The organism is Peribacillus sp. NPDC096448 (assembly GCF_044762675.1).
Lineage (GTDB): Bacteria > Bacillota > Bacilli > Bacillales > DSM-1321 > Peribacillus > Peribacillus frigoritolerans_B.
In genome coordinates this window covers 1-24338 of record NZ_JBIWEU010000019.1, presented here as the reverse complement: position 1 = coordinate 24338, position 24338 = coordinate 1, and the positions used below count along the sequence as shown (strand labels likewise).

The window sequence follows — 24338 nt, the reverse complement described above, 5'->3', positions numbered from 1 at the left end:
GAAAGTGAGGCAACATTAGATGAAAGCAACTGGTATCGTTCGCCGAATTGATGATTTAGGAAGAGTCGTCATCCCGAAAGAAATTCGCAGGACACTCCGTATTCGTGAAGGAGATCCACTGGAAATATTTGTGGATAGAGATGGAGAAGTCATCCTAAAGAAATACTCTCCTATTAGTGAATTAGGCGATTTCGCAAGGGAATATGCAGAAGCACTATATGATAGCCTTGGAAACCCAGTTATGATTTGTGACAGGGATACTTACATTGCAGTGGCAGGCGGATCCAAAAAAGAATACTTAAATAAAAGCGTCAGTGATCTAGTGGAAAAAATCATGGAAGAAAGAAATCCTGTCCTGGAGTCTCCGAACGGACAAATTTCATTCGTTGATTCCAATGATGAAGAGGTCCAATCTTATACTGCAGCTCCGATCATTGCGAGTGGCGACCCGATTGGTGCCGTCTTGATTTTCTCTAAAGATAGTACCATTGGTGAAGTGGAACAGAAATCGGTTGAAACAGCAGCAAGTTTCCTAGCTAGACAAATGGAGCAGTAACCTTGGACATGCCATTATATTTTTAAAGGTGGAAAGGGCAGCAATCGCGCTGTCCTTTTTGCACTTTCTAAAAGAAGTGGATATGGAAAATGATTGACAGTATGGCTGGAATTGAAAAATACCCATTGGAATTATGCTATAATAACTACCACATATGAGTGAAAAGGGGAAAAAATATGGCTGAAAAGCCTGTTAAAACATCAAATGAACTTTTTCGAGGTGCGTTGATTTTGAGTGCAGCAGCGATTATCGTAAAAGTTTTGAGCGCGGCCTATCGCATACCATATCAGAACATTGCTGGTGACATCGGATTTTATATCTATCAACAGGTTTATCCCTTCTACGGTGTTGCCTTTACATTATCAACAATCGGCTTTCCGGTAGTCATATCCAAACTAATTGCAGAACGGGAGTCTTCCAAAAATAACTTCGCGGTCAAAGACATATTAGTGACATCATTCGTCGTCTTAAGTTCGATAGGCGTCATGATGTTTGCTGCACTATTCCTTGGCGCTGATTGGATTGCAGGATGGATGAAGGATCCGCATTTAGCCGGTCTGCTGAGGATCGTTGCCTATTCCTATTTATTAATGCCGATTTCATCTGTTTTAAGAGGCTATTTTCAAGGAATAAACGACATGTTACCGACGGCAAGTTCGCAGGTCGCTGAACAATGCATCCGTGTGCTGACGATTCTGGTCCTTTCCACAATATTCGTGTATCAGGGCTACTCTCATTATGTGGTCGGCAAGGGGGCGGTCCTCGGTTCGGTAACCGGCGGCATGACAGGCATGGTACTGCTAATTGCTTTCGTTATTTTAAGAGAAGAATGGAAGCTTTTTTTACGAATGAGAATCAAACCGGTGAATTTCATCAAAATTTCCAAAGCCCTGATTTTCCAAGGATTGGCCTTTTGCATAACTGGTTTGATCCTTATCTTGTTTCAGTTTGTCGATTCACTGCACTTGTATTCCCTGCTAAGGGAAACGGGAATGGGGGAAGGGGAAGCCAAAGAATGGAAAGGGGTATATGATCGAGGACAGCCGTTGCTTCAGCTAGGTACAGTCGTGGCTAATTCTTTTGCATTGGCGCTAGTACCTGTAATATCCGGATTCGTTCAGAGTAAAAGTGAACTTGATTTATTGAATAAGATCAAATTGGCGCTTCGTGTAAGTGCGACGATCGGGCTCGCTGCTGCGATCGGGCTGGTGGTGACGATGAAGCCTGTCAATCATATGCTGTTCACTGATGCCAAAGGGACGATTACTTTAGCAATTTTCTCTTTATCGATTTTATTTACATCCCTCATTATGGCGGAAGCGGCAGTGATTCAAAGTTTAGGCCATTCGTTCGTGCCGGTGATCATTACGATTGTGGGGGTGGGCAGCAAGTGGGCTTTGAACCTTGTTCTGGTGCCCCATTACAAAATTGCGGGAGCAGCCTCGGCAACAGTACTTGCGTATATGATCATGACTGTATTATTTTATGTTGTATTGAAAGTACATATTAAAAAGACATTAATTGAAAAACGGCACGTGTTAATTATCTTGAAGAGTACGGTTTACATGGGGGCTGCGGTTGTTTTATTCAATGGTTTATTCGAATTGATGTCCTCGGGCGAGAGCCGGTTGTTAGCTACGATCCAAGCTTTGATCGGTGTAGGGATCGGTGCAGCCGTTTTTGTGATGACCGCCATTCGGGCAGGCTTATTTGGTGAAGAAGAACTTTCACTTATACCTGCAGGTTCAAAGCTTAAACGATTTATAATAACGAATAGGAGTATAAGAAATCATGAATGAGATTACGATAATAGGCCTTGGTGCAGGGGATTTAGAGCAGCTTCCACTAGGGATTTATAAAAAATTGATACAAACAGAACAATGCTACGTCAGAACGGTTGATCATCCGGTAATCGGGGATTTGAAAAGGGAAGGAATAAATTTCACGGCGTTTGACGGGATATATGAAAAGCACGACCAATTTGAAGCTGTATATGAAGAAATTGCCGGAACATTATTACAAGAGGCTTCAAACCGTTCCATTTTATACGCAGTTCCGGGGCATCCTATGGTTGCGGAAAAAACGGTGCAGCTTTTGCTCGAAAAGGGTCCGGCTCTTGGAATAGCCATTAAGCTGGAAGGCGGGCAAAGTTTCCTTGATCCATTGTTTCAGGCTGTTAGGATCGATCCGATAGAAGGGTTTCAGCTATTGGATGGAACAGATCTTTCACCGGATGATTTACACATTACCCAGCATATGATAATCGGACAGGTGTATGACGCATTCAGTGCATCCGATGTGAAGCTGACTTTGATGGAAAAGCTCCCGGATGACTACGTGGTATATATCGTAACTGCGGCAGGCAGCAGTCAGGAAAAAGTGACAAAATGCGCCCTCTTCGAACTCGACCGTCAGATGGAGTTAAGTAACTTGACGAGTGTTTATGTCCCACCAGTAAAAGATGAAGCTTTACGATATAGAGAGTTTTCTAAGCTGCGGCGGGTCATCGCAGAACTTAGAGGTCCTGACGGATGTCCTTGGGATAAGAAACAAACTCATGAAAGTTTAAAGAAATATCTAATAGAAGAAGCATATGAGCTGATTGATTCCATTGACGAAGGTGACGATGAGGGTATGGTTGGTGAACTTGGGGATGTCCTGCTTCAGGTGATGCTTCATTCACAAATCGGTGAAGATGAGGGCATGTTCACGATAGATGATGTGATTGAAGGCATTACGGCAAAAATGATTCGGCGCCATCCTCATGTATTCGGAGATGTTGAAGTGAACGGCGAGGAAGATGTATTAGTGAACTGGCAGAAAATCAAAGAAGATGAAAAAGGAAGCGAAACAAAAGCTCTGAAATCCATACTGGATGGTATTGAGAAATCGCTGCCAAACTTACTTCGGGCCGAAGAGTACCAAAAAAGGGCTGCGAAGGTCGGATTTGATTGGGATGAGGTTTCCGAAGCCTGGAAAAAGGTCAGGGAAGAAGTGCAGGAATTGGAAGAGGAAATATTGAGCCCGAACAGGGATGTTGAAAGAATAAAATCAGAGCTGGGCGACCTCTTTTTTGCGCTTGTCAACATTTCACGTTATTATGACATACAAGCGGAAGAAGCCGTCTACAAAGCAAATCAAAAATTCCACCAGCGTTTTACATATATAGAAGAGTGCATTCAAAGGGCAGACAAAAAATTTGAGGATTATACATTGGAAGAACTGGATTCATATTGGGATGAAGCAAAAGCTAAAGGACTTTAATTAAGGGAGAGATTTGAATGTCGATGAGATTGGATAAATTCCTGAAAGTTTCAAGGTTGATCAAGCGCCGCACACTTGCAAAGGAGGTTGCGGATAAAGGGAGAATCACGATTAACGGACAACAGGCCAAAGCAAGTTCGAATGTGAAAGATGGCGATGAGTTGACAGTAAGATTCGGTCAAAAGCTTGTTACGGTACGTGTCGATAAAATTCAAGAAACGACGAAAAAAGAAGCGGCTGCAGATATGTATACCATCGTAAAGGAAGAAAAGCTAGCGGAGGAGTAAGGACAGGCTTGGTTCTAATTCCAATCTTACGGACATACACTTGTACAAAATCAGTGGTACTGTGAGGGATGAAAAAATGAGCCAATATATTGATCCGAATGCTGGTTACACAAAGGGAACGACCCAAGAGCATGATGTAACGATGAAAGGCCGCCGTTTACTTGATATTACCGGTGTCAAACAAGTTGAAAGTTTCGATAATGAAGAGTTTCTGCTCGAAACGTCAATGGGATTCTTATCAATCCGGGGCCAAAACTTGCAAATGAAGAATTTGGACGTTGATAAAGGCATCGTTTCCATTAAGGGAAAGATTTTCGACCTTGTTTATTTAGATGAGCAATCAGGGGAGAAAGCTAAAGGATTCTTTGGCAAGTTGTTCAAATGACCTTAACGATCCAATTTTATACGTTGCTTGCGATGATAGGCATGGGCAGTGGCTTTGGAGCTGCCCTGGATACGTATAGCCGGTTCCTGAATCGTTCAGAAAGGAAAAGGTGGATTGTATTCATCCATGACTTCCTTTTCTGGATCATTCAGGGTCTCCTTATTTTTTATGTTTTGTTTTTAGTGAATGAGGGAGAGTTTCGCCTCTATTTATTTTTGGCCTTATTATGCGGTTTTTCAGCTTATCAAGCACTTTTCAAAGGCTTCTATCTACGTTTTTTAGAGTTTTTGATAATACTTGTGATAAAGTTGGCGAGATTTATAGCGAATTCGGTTCACATGCTGATATTTCTACCGATAAAATGGGTAATAGTATCCATATTAGCCATCATCATCGGGATAGGTAAGTTCGTTTTGGCCTTATTAAAATGGGCGGGGAAATTACTTCTCTTTATTTTGAATATATTCTGGAGACCTTTAAAATGGATTCTGACTTATATATGGAATTTATTGCCGGTTTTTGTTACGAAAAACGTCGGGAAGTTTTATAATAAAGGAAAAGGAATTTTATTGAAAATAAAGAATTCTATATTTAGAACAATAAATGGATGGAAAAATAAAAAGAAATGAGGAGCGATAAAAAAATGAGTAGCCTGCGTAAAAGGAAAGTGGCAAAAATAGAAAATCCCTACGTCGCTCAACAAGAGAAAAAAGTACAAACCGTAGAAAAAAAGAAGCGTGGTCTAATGCGTAGATTAACTCTATACTCAGTTTTCGCCGCTGTCTTTTTGATTTTTGCCGTTTCCACCCTCATAACGCAAAATGTTGCACTGGATGAGAAAGTTCAACAAAAGGAAGAATTGAAGGGAAAGTTAGCTGAATTGAAAAAAGACGAGACCCTTCTTAAAGAAGAAATCGTAAAGCTTAATGACGACGACTATATAGCGAAAATAGCAAGACGGGATTATTTCTTGTCTGAAAAAGGTGAGATTATTTTTACCCTTCCAAAAGGGAAGGAAGATAGTGACTAATATTGACACTGTTTTTTTACTTTCGTTATAATATAGTGTGAAGAGATTTTTTAACATTTCTAAGGAGGAACATTTTTTTTATGTCAATCGAAGTAGGCAGCAAGTTACAAGGTAAAGTAACAGGCATAACTAATTTTGGTGCATTTGTAGAGCTACCTCAAGGTTCAACCGGTCTTGTCCATATCAGTGAAGTGGCTGATAACTATGTCAAGGATATCAATGATCATTTAAAAGTGGGCGATACAGTTGAGGTGAAAGTCATCAACGTTAAAGATGGCAAGATTGGCTTGTCCATAAAAAAAGCGATAGACCGTCCTGAAGGTGAGCAAAAACCTGCATACACACCACGTCCGCGCCAAGGAAGAGGGAATGACAGCCGTTCCAAAGACTTCCGCTCGAAAGGTAATGGTTTCCAACCAAAAGAAAACTTTGAGCAAAAAATGGCTAAATTCTTAAAGGATAGCGAAGACCGCTTAACGACCCTAAAACGTAGCACCGAAACGAAACGGGGAGGTCGAGGAGGAAGACGCGGATAAAACTGCTGCTGAAAATAATAGTTTAGCAACTTTTCCTGTGAAATTATTCATAGTGTAGATAAAGGCAAGCTTGCCGGCTTGTCTTCTTTTATTATCAACGATATAAAAAAAAGCGCCCCTGCACACTTACCAGAGATAAGTGTGCAGGGGCGCTTTTGGTATTTGATGACCCGTACGGGATTCGAACCCGTGTTACCGCCGTGAAAGGGCGGTGTCTTAACCGCTTGACCAACGGGCCGTGATTTTCATGATAAAAGATAGCGGCAGAGGGGATCGAACCCCCGACCTCACGGGTATGAACCGTACGCTCTAGCCAGCTGAGCTACGCCGCCATAATGATAAGTGCTACTGAAGCACAAGTTATATCTTACATTCGTGAAGAAAAAATGTCAACAAAAAAAATAAAGTTTGTCGGTTTCCATTTCCTGATTATTTATTCGTGTTATTTTCCGCAAAAATAACCTAAAAACTTTGCTTTTCTTCAAAAAAAAAAGAACACCCGTTTCTGTATTGGGAAAAAAGGCACAAAAACCTGTATACAAATGATTGTTCAAGAAGAATTTCGTCGAACGTTTTTCTTATCCGCTTATAAAATTCTGACAAAAAAATAGACAAGCCCTCTTTATAATAAAAATCACTAATATGAATGGGGTGTTGAAATGGAAAAAGTAGAAAGACCTATGATGGAACCTCTTGGAGATGTTCAGTTAAAAGAAGCGAAGGCAGGGGCCATCAATTGGATCCAACAACTGCAAATGAAGAGTGAAGACATATTCATAAAAAAAGGTATATCTTTAGCAATCATAGGTTTTTTATTAGGACGGGCTTTAATTCTTTCGCAGCTGGCACCATTTGGACTTCCGTTTTTCGCAGCTGTTTTTCTCATGAGACGTGATAGGGCTCCACTGGCTTTATTCGGATTGATTGCAGGTGGGCTGACCGTTCACTATTCGAATAGTTTAGTCATCTTTGCATCGGCGTTCCTGCTCCTGTTATTTCATAAGATCAAGAAGCCCGCCGTGGAAGGACAATTCAAGACAATGTCGATGTACGTCTTCGCTTCACTATTCCTGGTCAACCTGGCCGAGCAATATCTGGTATTTCGAACGATTCAGCTGTACGACCTGATGATGATAGGGGTAGAGGCGGGACTGGCGATGATTTTAACTTTAATCTTCATACAGTCCATCCCGATGCTGACCGTTAGGACAAAGTCCCAATCATTAAAGACGGAGGAAATTGTCAGCATCATCATCTTGCTGGCTTCGGTTATGACCGGAACCATCGGCTGGATGATATATGATTTATCACTCGACCATATATTCTCGCGATACCTGGTCCTCCTCTTCGGGCTGGCGGGAGGGGCCGCCATAGGCTCCACTGTAGGTGTAGTTACTGGATTGATATTCAGCTTGGCAAGTATTGCCAGTCTATATCAAATGAGCCTTCTCGCATTTTCAGGGCTTCTGGGCGGTCTGTTGAAGGAGGGAAGGAAGATAGGGGTTGCTAGCGGCCTCTTGATTGCTACATTACTGATAGGTTTATATGGTGAGGGCACCAATAATATCATGGTGACCCTTTATGAATCACTTATAGCTGTGGCACTATTCATATTGACACCGTCATCCATCATCAACAAAATAGCGAAACATATACCGGGAACAGTCGAGAATTCTGATGAACAGCAGCAGTATGCCCGAAAAGTGAGGGATGTCACCGCTCAAAGGGTGGAGCAATTCTCACATGTATTTGAGGCGCTTTCTAATAGCTTTTCGCAAGTGGATGAAAGGGGGAGATTGGAGGAAGATGAGAAAGAATTCGACTACTTCTTAAGTAATGTAACGGAAAAGACGTGCCAGCTTTGTTTTAAAAAGGAGCAATGCTGGTCCAAGAACTTTAATACAACCTATGACGGCATGCAGGAAATTATGCTTCAATTAAGTGAAAATAATGGTCAACTCCCCCAAAAAACTTCAAAAGAATGGGGGAAATATTGTAGTCGCGGGCCTCAGGTCATCGGGGCGATATCACAGGAGCTTACTTATTTTGAAGCTAACCAAAAATTAAAAAGGCAGGTGAAGGAAAGTCGGAAGCTAGTGGCGGATCAACTGCGGGGCGTTTCGGCAGTAATGGATGATTTTGCGAAAGAAATTCAAAGGGAAAGGAAGAATCATCATGTACACGAAGAATCCATTTTGGAAGCCATCCAGGATTTTGGACTGCACATAGGTCATGTTGAAATATACAGTCTAGAACAAGGAAATGTTGATATAGAGATGAGTGTCCCATACTGCCAGGGCAGAGGGGAATGTGAAAAGTTGATTGCACCTATGCTTTCTGACATTTTAGGGGAAACGATAGTCGTTCATTCAGAAGAGTGTGCAACGTATCCAAGCGGGCAATGTGAGGTGATATTTAGGTCAGCAAAAAAATTCACGGTCGAAACGGGTGTGGCTCATGCTGCCAAGGGGGGAGGGCTTGTATCAGGAGATAGTTATACGACCATGGAAATTGGCTGCGGCAAATTCGCAATAGCCATTAGTGATGGAATGGGAAATGGGGAAAGGGCCCATTTTGAAAGTACAGAAACATTAAAGCTGCTACAAAAATTTTTACAATCGGGAATAGAAGAAAAAATAGCCATTAAATCCGTAAACTCCGTATTATCTCTACGCACTACCGATGAAATATTTTCGACTCTTGATTTGGCAATGATTGATCTTCAGGACGCAAGGGCTAAGTTTTTAAAAATCTGTTCGATACCGAGTTTCATTAAAAGGGGGGATAGGATAATAAAAATTGAATCAAGTAACCTCCCTATGGGGATCATCCAGGATTTCGATGTTGATGTAGTATCAGAAGAGCTGAAGGCAGGGGACATATTAATCATGATGAGTGATGGAGTGTTCGATGGCCCCTCACATGTCGAAAATATCGAGTTCTGGCTTAAACGAAAAATCAAGGAAATGGAAACGGACGATCCGCAGGAAATCTCTGATTTAATATTGGAGGAGGTTATCCGTACAAAAGGGATCATAGATGATGACATGACAGTGGTAACATCGAAAATTAAGCATAACACACCGAAATGGGCATCCATTCCCGTTTCCCCAAAACGCAAAAAGGCCCAGTAGGGGCCGTTTATATATAAAATAAACAAAACCAAAAATGAGGTGGTGTAAATGGAAGAAGGATAAAAGGTAAAGAGATGAACTCTTTTCAATCATTCCGCTCCATATGTGACTTGATGTGATGTCTTTTGCGTATAATTTCCCCTCTTTTAGTCAATTATGGTAACAAATTGATAGGAAGGGAGAGCAAAACATGAAAGCAGGAACATTAAGACAGATTTTGCTTATAACCGACGGATGTTCAAATCATGGTGAGGAGCCGTCTGCCATGGCTGAATTAGCAAGGGAGCAAGGCATAACCATCAATGTCATAGGTGTAATGGAAAATGATGTGATAGATGAAAAGGGACTTAAGGAAATCGAGAAGATTGCTGGTTCAGGAGGTGGCGTAAGTCAAATAGTCTATGCGCAGCAGTTGTCCCAAACCGTACAGATGGTGACCCAAAAGGCAATGACTCAAACTATACAGGGAGTTATCAATCGTGAACTTCAACAAATACTTGGAGATTCGAAAACGATGGAGGATCTTCCGCCGGATAAACGAGGAGAAGTGATGGAGGTGGTCGATGAGCTTGGGGAAACAAGCAAGCTCGAAGTACTGATTCTTGTTGATACCAGTGCAAGCATGAAACATAAACTGCCTACAGTGAAAGATTCCTTATTAGATCTTTCCCTTAGTATGAATGCAAGGATGGGTGACAGCCGTTTTTCCGTATTCGTATTTCCTGGGAAAAGAAATGACGTTGAAAAGTTGCTGGATTGGACCCCCAACCTTGAAGCCTTGACGGCAACTTTTCCTAAGCTTAGTACAGGGGGACTCACTCCGACAGGTCCAGCCATTCGTGAAGCTTTAACATATTTCAATAAAAAACGTTCATTGAGGGGATTGTTATCACATGATGATGAACAATACTTTGAGGAATCAATGTAAACTCCTGCCTGGCAGTTTGGTCACTGGAAAATGGAATAAAAACCAGTACAAAATAATTAAAGAATTGGGGTGTGGAGCGAACGGGATCGTTTATTTGGTTGAAAGCGGAAATCGTCATTATGCTTTAAAGCTCAGTGATAATGGGACGTCCATTATTTCGGAGATGAATATCCTAAAATCCTTTTCAAAGGTCCAGGGGTCTACCCTTGGGCCTTCCTTTTTGGAAGCGGACGATTTCATGAAAACAGGAAAGCAGCTCCCTTTTTATGTCATGGAATATATCCACGGACACGATTTTTTGCGTTTCATCGATAAGAAAGGGTCATCATGGATAGGAGTCCTAATGCTTCAGCTTTTAACAAGCTTGTCTGCCTTGCATACCAATGGCTGGGTGTTCGGCGATTTGAAACCCGAGAATTTGATCGTGACTTCACCAGCCTATAAGGTACGGTGCGTGGATGTTGGCGGAACCACCTTAATTGGGCGATCTGTTAAAGAATTCACCGAGTTCTTTGACAGGGGCTACTGGGGACTTGGATCAAGAAAGGCCGATCCGCAATATGACTTGTTCGCTGTGGCGATGATTATAATCAATTCTGCCTATCCTGGACGTTTCCACAAAAAAGGGGAGGGGTATAGACAGCTTAACGACTTGATTAAGCAGAAAAAGGAATTGCACCCCTACAGGAAGATGTTGGACAAAGCGCTCAACGGGCAGTATGATTCAGCCCTCCAAATGCGGGAGGATTTGGTCACGGTGCTAAGTAAGCAAAACCATTCGAAGAAAAAGGGCCTGACCCAGGCAGCGACGGGTCAGCAACAAACAATGCAACCTTCAACGAGACAAGCAAGAAGGTCCCAAAACAATTCAAAAAAGAAAAGCGGCGGTTTTTTTGAAACTTTTTTGCTGGTTGCCATCATATCGATGCTCTATGTTCTTTACATATATGAACAGTTGTTATGATATAGTTATTAGGTGAATGCCATGGAATAGTTGAAACCATTTCATGATTGAATCGTATAAAACTAATGCCTGTCCATAAAGAAGGAAGATTGTATGTTAAAGGAAAAAGTTCTGAGCACAATTTATAGAAACGAATTGATTAAGGAAAACTCGAAGTTGCTAATAGGCGTTTCCGGAGGACCGGACTCGTTGGTGCTTCTCCATATCCTTAAGGAAATTCAACCTCTTTTCCATTACGAGATGCTCGTAGCAAGTGTTGACCATATGTTTCGTGGTGAAGAATCCTATGAGGATTATAAATATGTAGAGCATATATGTGAACGGTGGGGCATTACATTTGAGGGAAAAAGGATCGATGTACCTGCCCGGATGGAGCAGACGGGGGAAAGCTCACAAATAACGTCAAGAAAGCTGCGTTTTGCTTTCTATGAAGAAATGATGGATAAGCATCAAGCCTCCACGCTTGTCCTGGGGCATCATGGAGATGATCAAATAGAAACGATGCTCATGCGTTTAACAAGAGGGGCGACAGGTAAGGCAAGAGCAGGCATACCCATAAAGAGGCGTTTCCATACAGGGAATCTGGTCAGGCCTTTTCTTGAAATCACGAAAAGTCAAATAATCGAATATGCGGGCCTTCATAATATTGAACCAAGGTTTGATCCGAGCAATGAAACGGGTGTCTATGCAAGAAATCGTTTTAGACATGAAGTTCTTCCGTTTTTAAAGAAAGAAAATAGAAAGGTTCATGAGCATTTCCAACGATTCAGTGAAGAGCTTTATGAAGATGAAGAGTTTTTTTTGAACCTGGTTTCAAGCAAAATGTCCGAGGTTTGGATCCAACAGGATAAAGATCAAGCGGTTATCCAGATTGATAAGGTTCTCGCGATGCCTAAACCTTTACAAAGAAGGGCGATTCAACTAATATTAAACTATCTTTATTTGGAGAGACCTTCATCGCTTTCGGCATTACATATTGACCAACTTTTAGTTTTGTTTTTGAATCCTCAACCATCTGCAGAATTGCATCTTCCGGAGGGCCTTATTGCGGAAAAATCATATCAAACTTGCACGTTTAGATTTTTTCGTCAAAAAAGCCGTGAATATTCCCTTAAATTACAAATTCCCGGTGAGACTATTCTTCCGAATGGATATAAGATTAAAGCGCACTATATAAAAGAAGAAATTCCGGTACTTAGGGGAAATGATTCTTTTATTCTTCCCGAATCAGCTGTTCAGTTTCCTCTTACAGTCCGAACCAGGAATGAAGGCGAACGGATGGCCGTCAAGGGATTAGGTGGAACTAAAAAGTTAAAGGATATTTTTATTAATGAAAAGATCCCGATGCTAGAAAGAAATGTGTGGCCGGTCATCATCGATCAAACGGGAATGGCCATTTGGCTGCCTGGTTTAAAGAAATCGAATGTTGAGCCGGATATTATTTCTGATGAAAAATCTTTAATCTACTTAGAATATAAAAAAGCTTAATTCTTCATGGGGGGCAATTAATTACAATGACCATGCAAAACGACATTGAAAAGGTTTTAATAACAGAGGAAGAACTTCAATTAAAAATCAGGGAATTGGGTGCGCAGCTTGAAGCTGATTACCAAGGTAAGTTCCCGTTGGCCATCGGAGTGCTGAAAGGCGCCATGCCATTTATGTCAGATTTACTGAAACGTGTGGATACACATCTTGAAATGGACTTTATGGATGTTTCGAGCTATGGTAACTCCACAGTATCTTCCGGTGAAGTGAAAATCATCAAGGATCTTGATACATCAGTTGAAGGCCGTGATATTTTAATCATCGAAGATATTATCGACAGCGGTTTGACTCTTAGCTATCTTGCGGAACTTTTCCGTTATCGAAAAGCAAAATCAATTAAAATCGTTACCTTATTGGATAAACCAACAGGCAGGAAAGCGGATATCACTCCGGACTATGCCGGGTTCATCGTTCCGGATGCATTTGTTGTCGGATATGGTCTTGATTTTGCGGAAAAGTATCGTAATCTCCCATATATTGGCATATTGAAGCCTGAAATTTACTCGAATTAATCGTACCTGTTTGAAAGGGAAGACCAGATAAAAACAGCGGTGTTAAATTATTGTAATTCATTAATTTTGTATGATAGTATTTACTATAGTTTGTTTACCCGTGGGAGGAGGTAAGGGATGAATCGGATCTTCCGTAATACCATATTTTATTTACTGATCTTTTTGGTCATCATTGGGATTGTAAGCATTTTTAATAATAACAATGAACCAACGGAGAAAATGACCCAAGATGAATTCTATAAGCATTTGGAGAATGGGGACGTTACTGCACTGACGATGCAGCCCGAAAGCAGTGTGTTTGAAATCACAGGAAAGCTCAAAGGTTATGAGGAAAACAAATTCTTTGTGACTTACGTGCCTTTCAGTGAATATTCGCAAAGTCGGATAAATGATGCCGTAACCAAGTTGGATAAGGACATCATCACTGTTGAACCTCCAGAAAAAACAAGTGGCTGGGTGACATTTTTCACTTCCATCATTCCATTTGTAATCATTTTTATCCTCTTCTTCTTTTTACTTAACCAAGCTCAAGGCGGCGGTGGTGGCCGCGTCATGAACTTCGGGAAAAGTAAGGCGAAATTGTATAATGATGATAAGAAAAAAGTTCGCTTCAATGATGTTGCCGGAGCGGACGAAGAAAAGCAGGAACTTGTCGAGGTTGTTGAATTCTTGAAAGATCCTCGCAAATATGCCGAGCTTGGAGCCCGTATTCCTAAAGGGGTACTTTTAGTCGGGCCTCCTGGTACAGGTAAAACTTTACTTGCACGAGCAGTAGCTGGTGAAGCCGGAACTCCTTTCTTCTCAATCAGTGGTTCTGATTTTGTTGAAATGTTTGTGGGTGTCGGTGCATCCCGTGTTCGTGATTTGTTTGAAAATGCTAAGAAGAATGCACCATGTATCATCTTCATCGATGAAATTGATGCAGTCGGACGTCAACGTGGCGCAGGTCTTGGTGGCGGTCACGATGAACGAGAACAGACATTGAACCAGCTACTGGTGGAAATGGATGGTTTCGGTGGTAATGAAGGAATCATAATCATCGCTGCGACTAACCGTGCTGATGTATTGGATCCGGCATTATTGCGTCCAGGACGTTTCGACCGTCAAATAACGGTAGGCCGCCCTGATGTTAAGGGCCGTGAAGAAGTGCTGAAAGTGCATGCGCGCAATAAACCATTAGCAGAAACAGTCGATTTGAAAGCGATCGCTCAGCGTACTCCAGGATTTTCTGGTGCAGATCTTGAAAACTTACTGAATGAAGCGGCGCTTGTTGCTGCCCGTCAAGATAAGAAGAAGATCGACATGTCCGATTTGGATGAAGCTTCGGATCGCGTTATCGCTGGACCTGCCAAGAAGAACCGTGTCATTTCCAAAAAGGAAAGAAATATCGTAGCTTGGCATGAAGCAGGCCATACCATTATTGGGTTGGTTCTGGATGATGCCGAAGTCGTTCATAAAGTTACGATAGTCCCTCGTGGTCAAGCTGGCGGTTATGCAGTTATGCTGCCGAAAGAAGATCGTTTCTTCATGACGGAACCTGAGCTTAAAGATAAAATCGTAGGACTATTGGGTGGCCGTGTAGCCGAAGAAGTTACATTCGGGGAAGTGAGTACCGGTGCGCATAACGACTTCCAGCGTGCAACGGGCATAGCTCGGAGCATGGTTATGGAATATGGAATGAGTAAGCTCGGGCCGCTTCAATTCGGTAATTCTCAAGGTCAGGTCTTCCTAGGCCGCGATTTCAACAATGATCAAAACTATTCAGATGCAATAGCATATGAAATCGATCTTGAAATTCAACGTATCATCAAGGAAGCTTACGAAAGATGTAAGAAAATCCTTACTGAAAATCGTGAAAAACTTGATTTGGTTGCAAAAACCCTGCTTGAAGTGGAAACACTTGATGCGGAACAAATCAAAGGTTTATTCCATAATGGTAAATTGCCAGAACGGGATTATACGGCTCTGAACGGGAATTTAACCACTGATGAGAATGTCAAGGTGAACATCAATAAGAAGAAGGAAGAAAAAGAGGCCCTATTAGATCCATTGGATAAGAGAGGACCTGAGGACCTTGAAATAACGGAGGAAGGATTGAATACCCCTCCAATCAAAGAAGGTGCTCCTCAAGATCAGCCGCTTTCCTTCCCGAACGAAGACGACAATAAAAAGTCTTAATTGACTAAATTCAAAAGGGTATTTCCGCCTCGGAAATACCCTTTTCTTAACTCTTAAATTAATTATGATAAAGTTTCTGGGATATCTTTCGAAAAGTGCGACTGATAGCGTGGGAAATAACAGTGTGGTATGATGTTGGAGAATAATTTACCGGAGTGATGAAACGATGATTTTTGTATTGGATGTTGGGAATACGAATACTGTATTAGGCGTATACGATGAAGATATTTTAAAATATCATTGGCGAATTGAGACTAGCCGTCACAAGACAGAAGATGAGTATGGAATGATCATAAAGTCTTTGCTGCAACATGAAGGTCTTTCGTTTGATCAATTTGATGGAATCATTATTTCTTCGGTAGTTCCGCCAATTATGTTTGCGCTTGAACGCATGTGTAAAAAATACTTTGGAATTAAACCGCTAATAGTTGGACCTGGAATAAAAACTGGTTTGAATATTAAATACGAAAATCCCCGTGAGGTTGGAGCGGACCGAATCGTTAATGCTGTTGCAGGCATTCAGGAATATGGAAGCCCTCTCATTATCGTGGATTTTGGTACGGCAACGACATATTGCTACATAAATGAGGATAAACAATACATGGGCGGAGCCATTGCTCCGGGTATAAATATTTCTACTGAGGCACTTTATTCAAAGGCAGCCAAACTTCCAAGAATAGAAATCAGCCGGCCGGAAGGGATTATCGGGAAAAATACGGTGTCCGCCATGCAGGCTGGCATTTTGTATGGGTATGTTGGACAGGTAGAAGGAATCGTTAATCGAATTAAGGCGCAAAGTAATCTAGAACCAACGGTAATAGCGACAGGCGGACTGGCTACCTTAATTGCTAATGAGTCCACTGTGATTGACGTTGTGGAGCCGTTTTTGACCTTGAAGGGGCTGCAGCTGATTTATAAACGTAATCGTGAGCAAGTGAAGAAGTAACACAAAGTATGAAAGGAGCAAAATGAATGAAGGATTATCTAATAAAGGCGTTAGGTTATGAAGGACAGGTTCGTGCATATGCCGTTTCAACGACAGACACCGTAGGAGAAGCTCAGCGACGCCATTATACATGGCCTACTGCTTCAGCTGCCCTTGGACGGGCTATGACGGCAGGCGTTATGATGGGTGGCATGTTAAAAGGTGAAGAAAAGCTGACGATCAAAATTGAGGGCGGCGGTCCGATTGGTTCCATCCTGGTCGATAGCAATGCAAAGGGAGAAGTCCGCGGATATGTCACTCACCCGCAAACCCACTTTGATTTGAATGAGCAAGGTAAGCTGGATGTAAGGAGAGCGGTGGGTACCGATGGATTGTTGACTGTTGTCAAAGATATTGGTCTTCGTGATTACTTTTCGGGGCAAGTACCGCTTGTATCGGGAGAATTGGGTGAAGATTTCACTTATTACTTTGTTACTTCCGAACAGGTGCCTTCATCTGTGGGGGTTGGGGTCCTGGTGAATCCGGATAATTCAATCCTTGCAGCGGGCGGATTTATCATTCAGTTGATGCCAGGTACATCCGAAGATACGATTTCCAAAATCGAAAAACGACTAAGCACGATAACTCCTGTTTCCAAGATGATTCAAAGCGGCATGACTCCTGAAGAAATCCTAACCGAAATTTTAGGTGAGGGCAATGTGAATATATTAGAAAAAATGGATGTCCAATTCTCCTGTCAATGTTCCAGGGAAAGAATTGCTAATGCATTGATCAGCCTGGGGCAAGCTGAGATTCGGGATATCATTGAGACAGAGGGACAAGCGGAGGCGCATTGTCATTTTTGTAATCAGACCTACCAATTCTCGAAGGAAGAACTCGAGGAACTGGAAGCGGAAACCAAAAAATAATTTACGGGGGATAAGGGTTTGCCAAAACAAAAGCTTCGGGCGATTATTGCTGGGCTTGCCTTGTTGAACCTATTGACTATCATTATCTTTGTCATAAAACCACTAATCATTTCAAAATCCGTCATTGGGGAAGAAACGGCCGCAAAGGTTGGATCGAAGGATATTTCCCGGGACGCATGGATTAATGAGCTCGAAAAAAGATATGGGGAAGATGTACTTGAGGAAATGGTCGATAAAGAGGTAGTGAAACAGGCAGCTGAAAAGTACAAAGTGAAAATTTCGGATGAAGAGCTTGATCGGGAACTTAAAATGATGAAAACGATGTATGGGACTGCCGGTCAGAACCTTAATAAAAGTAACGATCAACTGAGGGAGGAAATTCAGTCGAGTCTCCTCCTCGAGAAGCTCCTCACCAAGGACGTATCGGTTTCCGAAACGGCAATGCGTAATTATTATGATGATAATAAGGATATCTATAGAATCCCTACTGCTTTCCATATATCCCATATTACCACGTCTACACAAAAGCAGGCAGACCAAGTCATACGTGAGCTGGAGAAAGGTGTCTCCTTTGATGTCTTGGCGATGGAAAAGTCCCATGATGAGTTTACTGCCAATCAAGGGGGCGACATGGGTTATATATCACAGGATAACGAGCAAGTCTCCAAGGAATACATTACCGCTGCCGAGAAATTGAAGGTGGAAAAGTGGAGTGATGCAATCCAGACGGAGGATGGCTGGGCCGTTCTCTACCTGCATGAAAGAATAGAGGGCAAGCAGTATGAATATGAAGAAGTTAAAGACAAAATTCACCGCCAAATAGCCCTTGAACAGATTCAGGCACCGGTCTCAGGGAAAATTTTCTGGGACGAATTTGATGTAGAATGGTTTTATGGATTGAAGGAAGAAAAGTAGGTCAATGGTTTTGTGAGAAAATTTAGAATATAGTATATAATCATTGACAATGAACTATTAAAACTGGTAACTTTAAAATTATAAAACCAATAAACATACTCGGCATTGAAATGATAAGGGAGTGGAGAAAATGGCACGTATAGCTAATTCTGTAATCGATTTAATTGGACAAACACCTATTGTTAAGTTAAACAAGCTTCAAAATGAAAACAGTGCAGATATTTATTTGAAACTTGAGTATTTTAACCCAGGTAGCAGTGTAAAAGATCGTATCGCCCTTGCGATGATCGAAGCGGCAGAAAAAAATGGTACCCTTAAGCCAGGTGATACGATCATTGAACCTACAAGCGGAAATACTGGAATAGGCCTGGCGATGGTAGCTGCGGCAAAGGGCTATAAATCAATTCTGGTTATGCCGGAGACGATGAGCTTGGAACGCCGTAACTTGCTTCGCGCTTATGGCGCAGAATTAGTCCTTACTCCTGGGCCTGAAGGAATGAAGGGTGCAATCGCAAAGGCGACTGAGCTGTCTAAAGAAAAAGGTTACTTCATTCCACAGCAATTCGAAAACGAAGCCAATCCTGAAGTACATCGGAACACTACAGGCCCTGAAATCGTTGAAGCCTTTGGAGATGATGGCTTGGATGCATTCGTTGCCGGAATCGGTACTGGCGGAACCATTACGGGTGCCGGTGAAGTCCTGCGTGAAAAATTCCCTGACATCAAAATTTACGCTGTTGAACCTGCGGACTCTCCAGTATTATCGGGTGGGACTCCAGGACCTCATAAAATCCAAGGAATTGGAGCAGGCTTCGTTCCAAGTATATTGAATACAGATCTCTATGACGAAATCATTCAAGTCAATACAGAGGAATCTTTTGATTATGCACGCCGCGCAGCAAAAGAAGAAGGAATCCTTGGCGGAATTTCTTCTGGAGGTGCAATCGCAGCTGCCATTAAAGTGGCTGACAAACTGGGAAAAGGCAAAAAGGTACTTGCCATCATACCAAGTAATGGTGAACGCTACTTAAGTACGCCATTATATAACTTTGAGTAAGACAAGACGCTAAAAATGAGAAGCGAAGTTCCTTAGGGGCTTTGCTTTTCTTTTTGCAGAAAAGCCTGCAGAGGTGTTCTGTATCTTCATGGAGCTTGCACTATGCCTGTGTAAATGGGTAAACTCGTATATATAGATTTCTTTTAGTGAAGGAGAAAGTTGGATGTCATTAGCTGGAGCGTCAAAAATAAAATGCGGTTCATTTGATTTGGATTACAGCAATAAAACCTTAATTATGGGGATTTTGAATGTTACGCCGGACTCCTTTTCGGATGGCGGGAAATATAATCGGATAGATTCTGCATTGAAGCATGCCGAACAGATGGTCAACGATGGAGCGGATATATTGGATGTAGGCGGAGAGTCCACCCGACCTAACTATGAGAGGATATCGGATGAAGAGGAAATAGAGAGAGTCGCCCCGATTATAGAGGCTATATCCCGTAATATTGAGGTTCCGATATCGGTTGATACGTATAAATCAAGAGTAGCGGAAGCGGCGTTAAAAGCAGGAGCCCATATATTAAATGACATTTGGGGAGGTAAAGCCGATTCCTTGATGTCGAAGGTTGCTGCGGAATATAAGGTGCCGATCATCTTGATGCATAACAGGGGTAACATGGAATATGGACATTTTGTTCGGGATGTACTTCAAGATTTATTTGAAAGCATCATGTTGGTGAAGGATGCGGGAGTCAAGGATGAAAACATCATTCTCGATCCAGGAATTGGCTTTGCGAAAGATTTAAAGTTTAATTTGGAAATGATGAGGAATCTTGATAAGCTGGTATCGTTAGGTTATCCCGTACTGTTAGCCACATCAAGAAAGTCCATGATTGGACATGTTCTGGACCTGCCGCCTAGTGAGCGGATGGAAGGAACGGCCGCCACAATCTGCCATGGCATTCAACAAGGCTGTCAAATGGTTCGAGTACATGATGTGAAGGAAATGGCACGTACTGCAAAGATGATGGATGCTCTATTAGGAAAAGGTGAATGAAATGGATAAGATATATGTGAATAAAATGGAGTTTTACGGTTATCATGGTGTTTTTCCGGAAGAAACGAAGCTTGGTCAGCGGTTTAAAGTGGATTTAATCGTCCAGACTGATTTAGCCAAGGCAGGGAAGAGTGACAACCTTGAAGACTCAATCAACTATGGCGAGTTATATGAAGTATGTAAAAGTGTTGTTGAGGGAGAACCTTTTAAGTTAGTGGAAGCTGTCGCTGAAAAAATCGCCTCTGAACTACTTAATAAATATACTTCCATCGAGACATGCACAGTCAAGGTTTATAAACCAGATCCTCCAATAGCAGGTCACTATGATTCGGTTGCTATAGAGATTGTAAGGGGACGCTGATTGTGTTAAATATTGCTTACCTTTCAATAGGGTCGAACTTAGGGGATCGCCTTGAAACATTCCAAAGGGCTTTCCAATTATTGTCTGATAATCCGCATATCAAGTTGGTGGCCTGCTCCTCTTTATATGAAACAGATCCGATAGGATATGAAGACCAGGACTGTTTTTTAAATGCTGTCCTTAAAGTGAAAACCGATTTAGAACCCGAACGATTACTTCACGCTTGTATGAAAATTGAACGAGATTTAGGGAGAAAAAGGGAAATCAGGTGGGGCCCCCGTACTTTAGACCTTGACATTTTGTTATATAATCATGAAAATATTGAGACAGAGAATCTTTCAGTCCCGCACCCTCGTATGCACGAGAGGGCTTTTGTTATCGTGCCTTTAATGGAAGTGGACCCAGATATATCACTTCCGAATATGCATGCACCTTTGAGCGACCTGCTTGAACAGATTTCGGATAAAGAAGGAGTTCGATTATGGAAGGTGAAAAATGGGGAAGGCGTATTCGCGCTTTTCGAAAGTTAAAGGGTTATACCCAGGAAGGGTTTGCGAGAGAAATAGGTGTTTCCGTTTCCTTGCTGGGAGAAGTTGAACGAGGGAACCGTAACCCTTCAGAGGCTTTTTTACTGGAAGTGGCGGAAATTCTTCGTGTTTCCATTGAGGAGCTACAGCCGCCTGAGGATAAATGAACGAATGTTACAGGAGGTCACAAATTGTTAAGAATAGGCGATATAGAAATGAAGAATCAGGTAGTGCTGGCACCGATGGCGGGAGTCTGTAACTCGGCATTCCGCTTGACCGTCAAGGAATTTGGTGCTGGTCTTGTTTGTGCGGAGATGGTCAGTGACAAGGGAATCGTTCTTAAAAATGCTAAAACGATGAATATGCTTTATATAGATGAAAGAGAAAAGCCGTTAAGTTTGCAAATCTTTGGCGGTGAAAAGAAATCTTTGGTCGAAGCTGCACAATTTGTAGATAAAAATACAACTGCTGACATCATCGATATCAACATGGGCTGCCCTGTCCCTAAAATCACTAAATGTGATGCGGGTGCGAAGTGGCTTCTCGATCCAAACAAAATTTATGAGATGGTTTCAGCGGTGGTCGATGCTGTTGAAAAACCGGTAACGGTAAAAATGCGCATAGGCTGGGATGATGAACATGTTTTTGCGATTCAAAATGCTCAGGCTGTTGAACGAGCAGGTGGGAAAGCTGTTTCCATGCATGGCAGAACACGCGTTCAAATGTATGAAGGGAAAGCTAACTGGGACATCATCCGTGAAGTGAAGAAATCGATTAATATTCCCCTTATCGGTAACGGTGATGTGGAAACTCCACAAGATGCGGAAAGAATGCTGAAGGAAACGGGTGTTGATGGAGTCATGATCGGACGTGCAGCCCTAGGTAACCCGTGGATGATTTACCGGACTGTAAAATATCTTGAAACCGGTCAACTGATGGATGAGCCTTCAGTTCGCGAAAAGATGGACGTTTGCGTGCTTCATATGGATCGTCTGATTGCGTTGAAAAATGAAAATGTCGCCGTTCGCGAAATGCGTAAGCATGCTTCTTGGTATTTAAAGGGTGTTAAAGGGAATGCTCAGGCCCGCAAAGGAATTAATGATTGTGAAACAAGAGAGGATGTTGTTAAGCTTCTTTATGGACTTGTTGATGAAGTTGAAGCGAAGCAACAAAATATCCAAATGGTCTGAGTTTGACATCACCTTCCTATTTTCCTATAATACGCTTATCTTAAACTGCCAGTAATCCTGGCAGTTTTTATATGTACATAAACAATGTTTTAAGATAAAAAGCTGTTGAATTCCTTTACTTTATGTAAGAATAAATATGTATGCAAAAGAATTTCTGATTAATTATATAAAGCATTTATTAATAAAGATGGAGATGATTTTCGTGAGTCATGAAGAATTGAATGACCAACTGCAGGTAAGGCGCGATAAAATGCAGGCCATGATGGATAATGGACAAGACCCTTTCGGGAGCAGGTTCGAGCGCACACATAACACTCAGGAGATAATCAGTGCTTATGGTGAATTAGAAAAAGAAGATCTTGAAGAAAAAGAAATTGAAGTTACGATCGCTGGCCGTGTCATGACGAAGCGTGGAAAAGGGAAAGCGGGATTTGCCCATATCCAGGATATTAGCGGTCAAATCCAAATCTACGTCCGTTTGGATAACATAGGTGAGGATTCTTACCAAATTTTCAATCAAACGGATCTTGGCGATATCGTAGGGGTAACTGGCGTTATTTTCAAAACCAAAGTCGGGGAACTTTCCATTAAAGCTAAAGAATATGTTTTCCTTGCTAAAGCGCTTCGCCCGCTGCCTGATAAATTTCATGGCCTAAAGGATGTTGAAGAGCGTTACCGGAAACGTTATGTCGATTTAATTACAAATGAGGAAAGCAAAAATACATTGATCATGCGCAGTCGCATTGTACAAGCCATGAGAAGGTATTTGGATGATCATGGATACCTTGAAGTGGAGACGCCGCTATTGCACTCTGTTGCTGGTGGAGCTGCTGCACGCCCTTTCCTTACTCACCATAATGCTTTGGATATGCCTTTGAATTTAAGGATTGCCATAGAACTTCATCTAAAACGCTTAATCGTTGGCGGATTGGAGAAAGTTTATGAAATTGGCCGGGTTTTCAGAAATGAAGGAGTATCCACAAGGCACAACCCTGAATTCACATTGATCGAATTATACGAGGCTTATGCGGATTACCAAGATATCATGAGTTTAACGGAAAATCTGATTGCGCATATAGCTCAAGAAGTTCTGGGCACGACTACCATCCAGTATGGGGAGTATGAGATAGAGTTAAAGCCGGAATGGAAACGACTTCACATGGTTGACGCTGTAAAAGAATATACTGGTGTGGACTTCTGGACTGAAATGAGTAAAGAAGAAGCCCATCAGCTTGCTAAAGAAAATGGGATTGAAGTTAAGGAATCCATGGAGTTCGGCCATATCGTAAATGAATTCTTTGAACAAAAGGTTGAAGATAAGTTAATTCAACCTACATTCATTTATGGACATCCAGTGGAAATCTCTCCTTTGGCAAAGAAAAATCCGGAAGATTCCCGTTTCACAGATCGTTTTGAGTTATTCATTGTAGGTAGGGAGCATGCAAATGCCTTCACGGAACTAAATGACCCTATTGATCAACGTCAACGCTTTGAAGCTCAATTAAAAGAACGAGAGCAAGGTAATGATGAAGCTCATGAAATGGATGAGGATTTCTTGGAGGCGTTAGAGTACGGAATGCCGCCGACTGGCGGACTGGGAATTGGTGTTGACCGTTTGGTTATGCTATTGACCAATTCTCCTTCTATACGTGACGTCCTGTTATTCCCTTTAATGAGACATCGCTAATATAAGCAAAAGAGTTTTGATTGCATGGCCGAATTCGGATGGCTGGGATCATTGGGCGTAGCTCCTGATCCTGGTAAGTCCAATTCGGTTTTTGTTTTTTAATTATAATTTCATATCTTTTAAAAGTTTGGATTCTAGGGTTTGAAAGAAAAACAACATTATCTCAAAAAAACTTTATAAAAGGTATTGCGCAGTTAACGTAATGGTGTTATATTTATATCTGTCGTTACGAACGAGTTGCAAACAGATTACAAACTTTTAAAAAGTTTAAAAAAAGTTGTTGACTCAGAGTAATGAAAATGTTATTATAATTAAGCTGTTCCGAAAGACATTGCTCTTTGAAAACTGAACAAAACAAAGCGCCAACGTTAAATTTTAAGTGAGCACACACTATCAAAAAAGCAAATGAGCAAGTCAAACATTTC

At 41.7% G+C, this 24338-nt stretch carries 24 protein-coding genes and 2 tRNA genes; 24 read left to right on the top strand and 2 right to left on the bottom strand.

Features of this window, described 5'->3' with window-relative positions:
* The first annotated feature begins 19 nt into the window (after positions 1 to 19).
* From spoVT to ACIQ0C_RS23025, 8 genes are all read left to right on the top strand, one after another.
* Positions 20 to 556: a stage V sporulation protein T gene (gene spoVT, locus ACIQ0C_RS23060; RefSeq protein WP_402843148.1), complete on the top strand. Its 537-nt coding sequence runs from the start codon at positions 20 to 22 to the stop codon at positions 554 to 556.
* Positions 557 to 732: 176 nt separating this feature from the next.
* A complete protein-coding gene (locus ACIQ0C_RS23055; protein WP_403064278.1) occupies positions 733 to 2355 on the top strand; it encodes a putative polysaccharide biosynthesis protein in 1623 nt (540 codons plus the stop codon).
* Positions 2348 to 3820, top strand: a complete 1473-nt coding sequence (yabN, locus tag ACIQ0C_RS23050) for a bifunctional methyltransferase/pyrophosphohydrolase YabN (RefSeq protein WP_403064275.1) — start codon at positions 2348 to 2350, stop codon at positions 3818 to 3820. The genes ACIQ0C_RS23055 and yabN overlap by 8 nt, the downstream gene beginning before the upstream one ends.
* Before the next feature lie 23 nt (positions 3821 to 3843).
* Complete coding sequence (locus ACIQ0C_RS23045; RefSeq protein ID WP_034316386.1) at positions 3844 to 4107, top strand: RNA-binding S4 domain-containing protein; 264 nt, start codon at positions 3844 to 3846, stop codon at positions 4105 to 4107.
* 76 nt (positions 4108 to 4183) lie between these two features.
* A complete protein-coding gene (gene yabP, locus ACIQ0C_RS23040) occupies positions 4184 to 4492 on the top strand; it encodes a sporulation protein YabP (protein WP_034316308.1) in 309 nt (102 codons plus the stop codon).
* The gene (yabQ, locus tag ACIQ0C_RS23035; RefSeq protein WP_402843157.1) at positions 4489 to 5121 is read left to right on the top strand and encodes a spore cortex biosynthesis protein YabQ; all 633 of its coding nucleotides are present in this window, start codon (positions 4489 to 4491) and stop codon (positions 5119 to 5121) included. The genes yabP and yabQ overlap by 4 nt, the downstream gene beginning before the upstream one ends.
* 14 nt (positions 5122 to 5135) lie before the next feature.
* Positions 5136 to 5522 (top strand): FtsB family cell division protein, encoded by a 387-nt coding sequence (locus tag ACIQ0C_RS23030; RefSeq protein WP_101225919.1) that lies wholly within the window; start codon positions 5136 to 5138, stop codon positions 5520 to 5522.
* 80 nt (positions 5523 to 5602) lie between these two features.
* A complete protein-coding gene (locus ACIQ0C_RS23025) occupies positions 5603 to 6058 on the top strand; it encodes a S1 domain-containing RNA-binding protein (protein ID WP_214794723.1) in 456 nt (151 codons plus the stop codon).
* A 166-nt stretch (positions 6059 to 6224) separates the two neighbouring features.
* Here the strand turns inward: ACIQ0C_RS23025 and ACIQ0C_RS23020 are convergent.
* A tRNA-Glu gene (locus ACIQ0C_RS23020) sits at positions 6225 to 6296 on the bottom strand.
* 20 nt (positions 6297 to 6316) lie between these two features.
* Positions 6317 to 6390, bottom strand: a tRNA-Met gene (locus tag ACIQ0C_RS23015).
* A gap of 327 nt (positions 6391 to 6717) precedes the next feature.
* On the opposite strand from ACIQ0C_RS23015, the gene spoIIE reads away from it, so the two are divergent.
* From spoIIE to lysS, 16 genes are all read left to right on the top strand, one after another.
* Positions 6718 to 9192, top strand: a complete 2475-nt coding sequence (spoIIE, locus tag ACIQ0C_RS23010; RefSeq protein WP_402843160.1) for a stage II sporulation protein E — start codon at positions 6718 to 6720, stop codon at positions 9190 to 9192.
* A gap of 190 nt (positions 9193 to 9382) precedes the next feature.
* Positions 9383 to 10120: a VWA domain-containing protein gene (locus ACIQ0C_RS23005; protein WP_063235926.1), complete on the top strand. Its 738-nt coding sequence runs from the start codon at positions 9383 to 9385 to the stop codon at positions 10118 to 10120.
* Positions 10086 to 11084 carry a protein kinase domain-containing protein gene (locus ACIQ0C_RS23000; RefSeq protein ID WP_403064272.1) on the top strand — a complete coding sequence of 333 codons (999 nt, stop codon included), beginning with the start codon at positions 10086 to 10088 and terminating at the stop codon, positions 11082 to 11084. Before ACIQ0C_RS23005 ends, ACIQ0C_RS23000 begins: the two co-directional genes overlap by 35 nt.
* A gap of 93 nt (positions 11085 to 11177) precedes the next feature.
* The gene (tilS, locus tag ACIQ0C_RS22995; protein WP_403064269.1) at positions 11178 to 12572 is read left to right on the top strand and encodes a tRNA lysidine(34) synthetase TilS; all 1395 of its coding nucleotides are present in this window, start codon (positions 11178 to 11180) and stop codon (positions 12570 to 12572) included.
* A 32-nt stretch (positions 12573 to 12604) separates the two neighbouring features.
* The gene (gene hpt / locus ACIQ0C_RS22990) at positions 12605 to 13144 is read left to right on the top strand and encodes a hypoxanthine phosphoribosyltransferase (protein ID WP_048690059.1); all 540 of its coding nucleotides are present in this window, start codon (positions 12605 to 12607) and stop codon (positions 13142 to 13144) included.
* A gap of 117 nt (positions 13145 to 13261) precedes the next feature.
* Complete coding sequence (gene ftsH / locus ACIQ0C_RS22985) at positions 13262 to 15322, top strand: ATP-dependent zinc metalloprotease FtsH (RefSeq protein ID WP_402843169.1); 2061 nt, start codon at positions 13262 to 13264, stop codon at positions 15320 to 15322.
* A gap of 166 nt (positions 15323 to 15488) precedes the next feature.
* Positions 15489 to 16268 carry a type III pantothenate kinase gene (locus ACIQ0C_RS22980; protein WP_403064266.1) on the top strand — a complete coding sequence of 260 codons (780 nt, stop codon included), beginning with the start codon at positions 15489 to 15491 and terminating at the stop codon, positions 16266 to 16268.
* 26 nt (positions 16269 to 16294) lie between these two features.
* Positions 16295 to 17176: an Hsp33 family molecular chaperone HslO gene (hslO, locus tag ACIQ0C_RS22975; protein WP_402843175.1), complete on the top strand. Its 882-nt coding sequence runs from the start codon at positions 16295 to 16297 to the stop codon at positions 17174 to 17176.
* A gap of 18 nt (positions 17177 to 17194) precedes the next feature.
* Positions 17195 to 18091: a peptidyl-prolyl cis-trans isomerase gene (locus ACIQ0C_RS22970; protein ID WP_403064263.1), complete on the top strand. Its 897-nt coding sequence runs from the start codon at positions 17195 to 17197 to the stop codon at positions 18089 to 18091.
* A 130-nt stretch (positions 18092 to 18221) separates the two neighbouring features.
* Positions 18222 to 19148, top strand: coding sequence for a cysteine synthase A (gene cysK, locus ACIQ0C_RS22965; RefSeq protein ID WP_402843180.1), 927 nt, complete (start codon positions 18222 to 18224; stop codon positions 19146 to 19148).
* 163 nt (positions 19149 to 19311) lie between these two features.
* A complete protein-coding gene (gene folP / locus ACIQ0C_RS22960) occupies positions 19312 to 20148 on the top strand; it encodes a dihydropteroate synthase (protein WP_402843183.1) in 837 nt (278 codons plus the stop codon).
* A gap of 1 nt (position 20149) precedes the next feature.
* Positions 20150 to 20509 (top strand): dihydroneopterin aldolase, encoded by a 360-nt coding sequence (gene folB, locus ACIQ0C_RS22955; RefSeq protein WP_402843185.1) that lies wholly within the window; start codon positions 20150 to 20152, stop codon positions 20507 to 20509.
* A gap of 2 nt (positions 20510 to 20511) precedes the next feature.
* Positions 20512 to 21039 carry a 2-amino-4-hydroxy-6-hydroxymethyldihydropteridine diphosphokinase gene (gene folK / locus ACIQ0C_RS22950; RefSeq protein WP_402843188.1) on the top strand — a complete coding sequence of 176 codons (528 nt, stop codon included), beginning with the start codon at positions 20512 to 20514 and terminating at the stop codon, positions 21037 to 21039.
* Positions 20991 to 21203, top strand: a complete 213-nt coding sequence (locus tag ACIQ0C_RS22945) for a helix-turn-helix domain-containing protein (RefSeq protein ID WP_402843191.1) — start codon at positions 20991 to 20993, stop codon at positions 21201 to 21203. The genes folK and ACIQ0C_RS22945 overlap by 49 nt, the downstream gene beginning before the upstream one ends.
* Before the next feature lie 24 nt (positions 21204 to 21227).
* Entirely contained in the window at positions 21228 to 22226 is a 999-nt protein-coding gene (dusB, locus tag ACIQ0C_RS22940; protein ID WP_402843194.1) for a tRNA dihydrouridine synthase DusB, read from the top strand.
* 187 nt (positions 22227 to 22413) lie between these two features.
* Positions 22414 to 23913 (top strand): lysine--tRNA ligase, encoded by a 1500-nt coding sequence (lysS, locus tag ACIQ0C_RS22935; protein WP_402843200.1) that lies wholly within the window; start codon positions 22414 to 22416, stop codon positions 23911 to 23913.
* Positions 23914 to 24338: the final 425 nt, after the last annotated feature.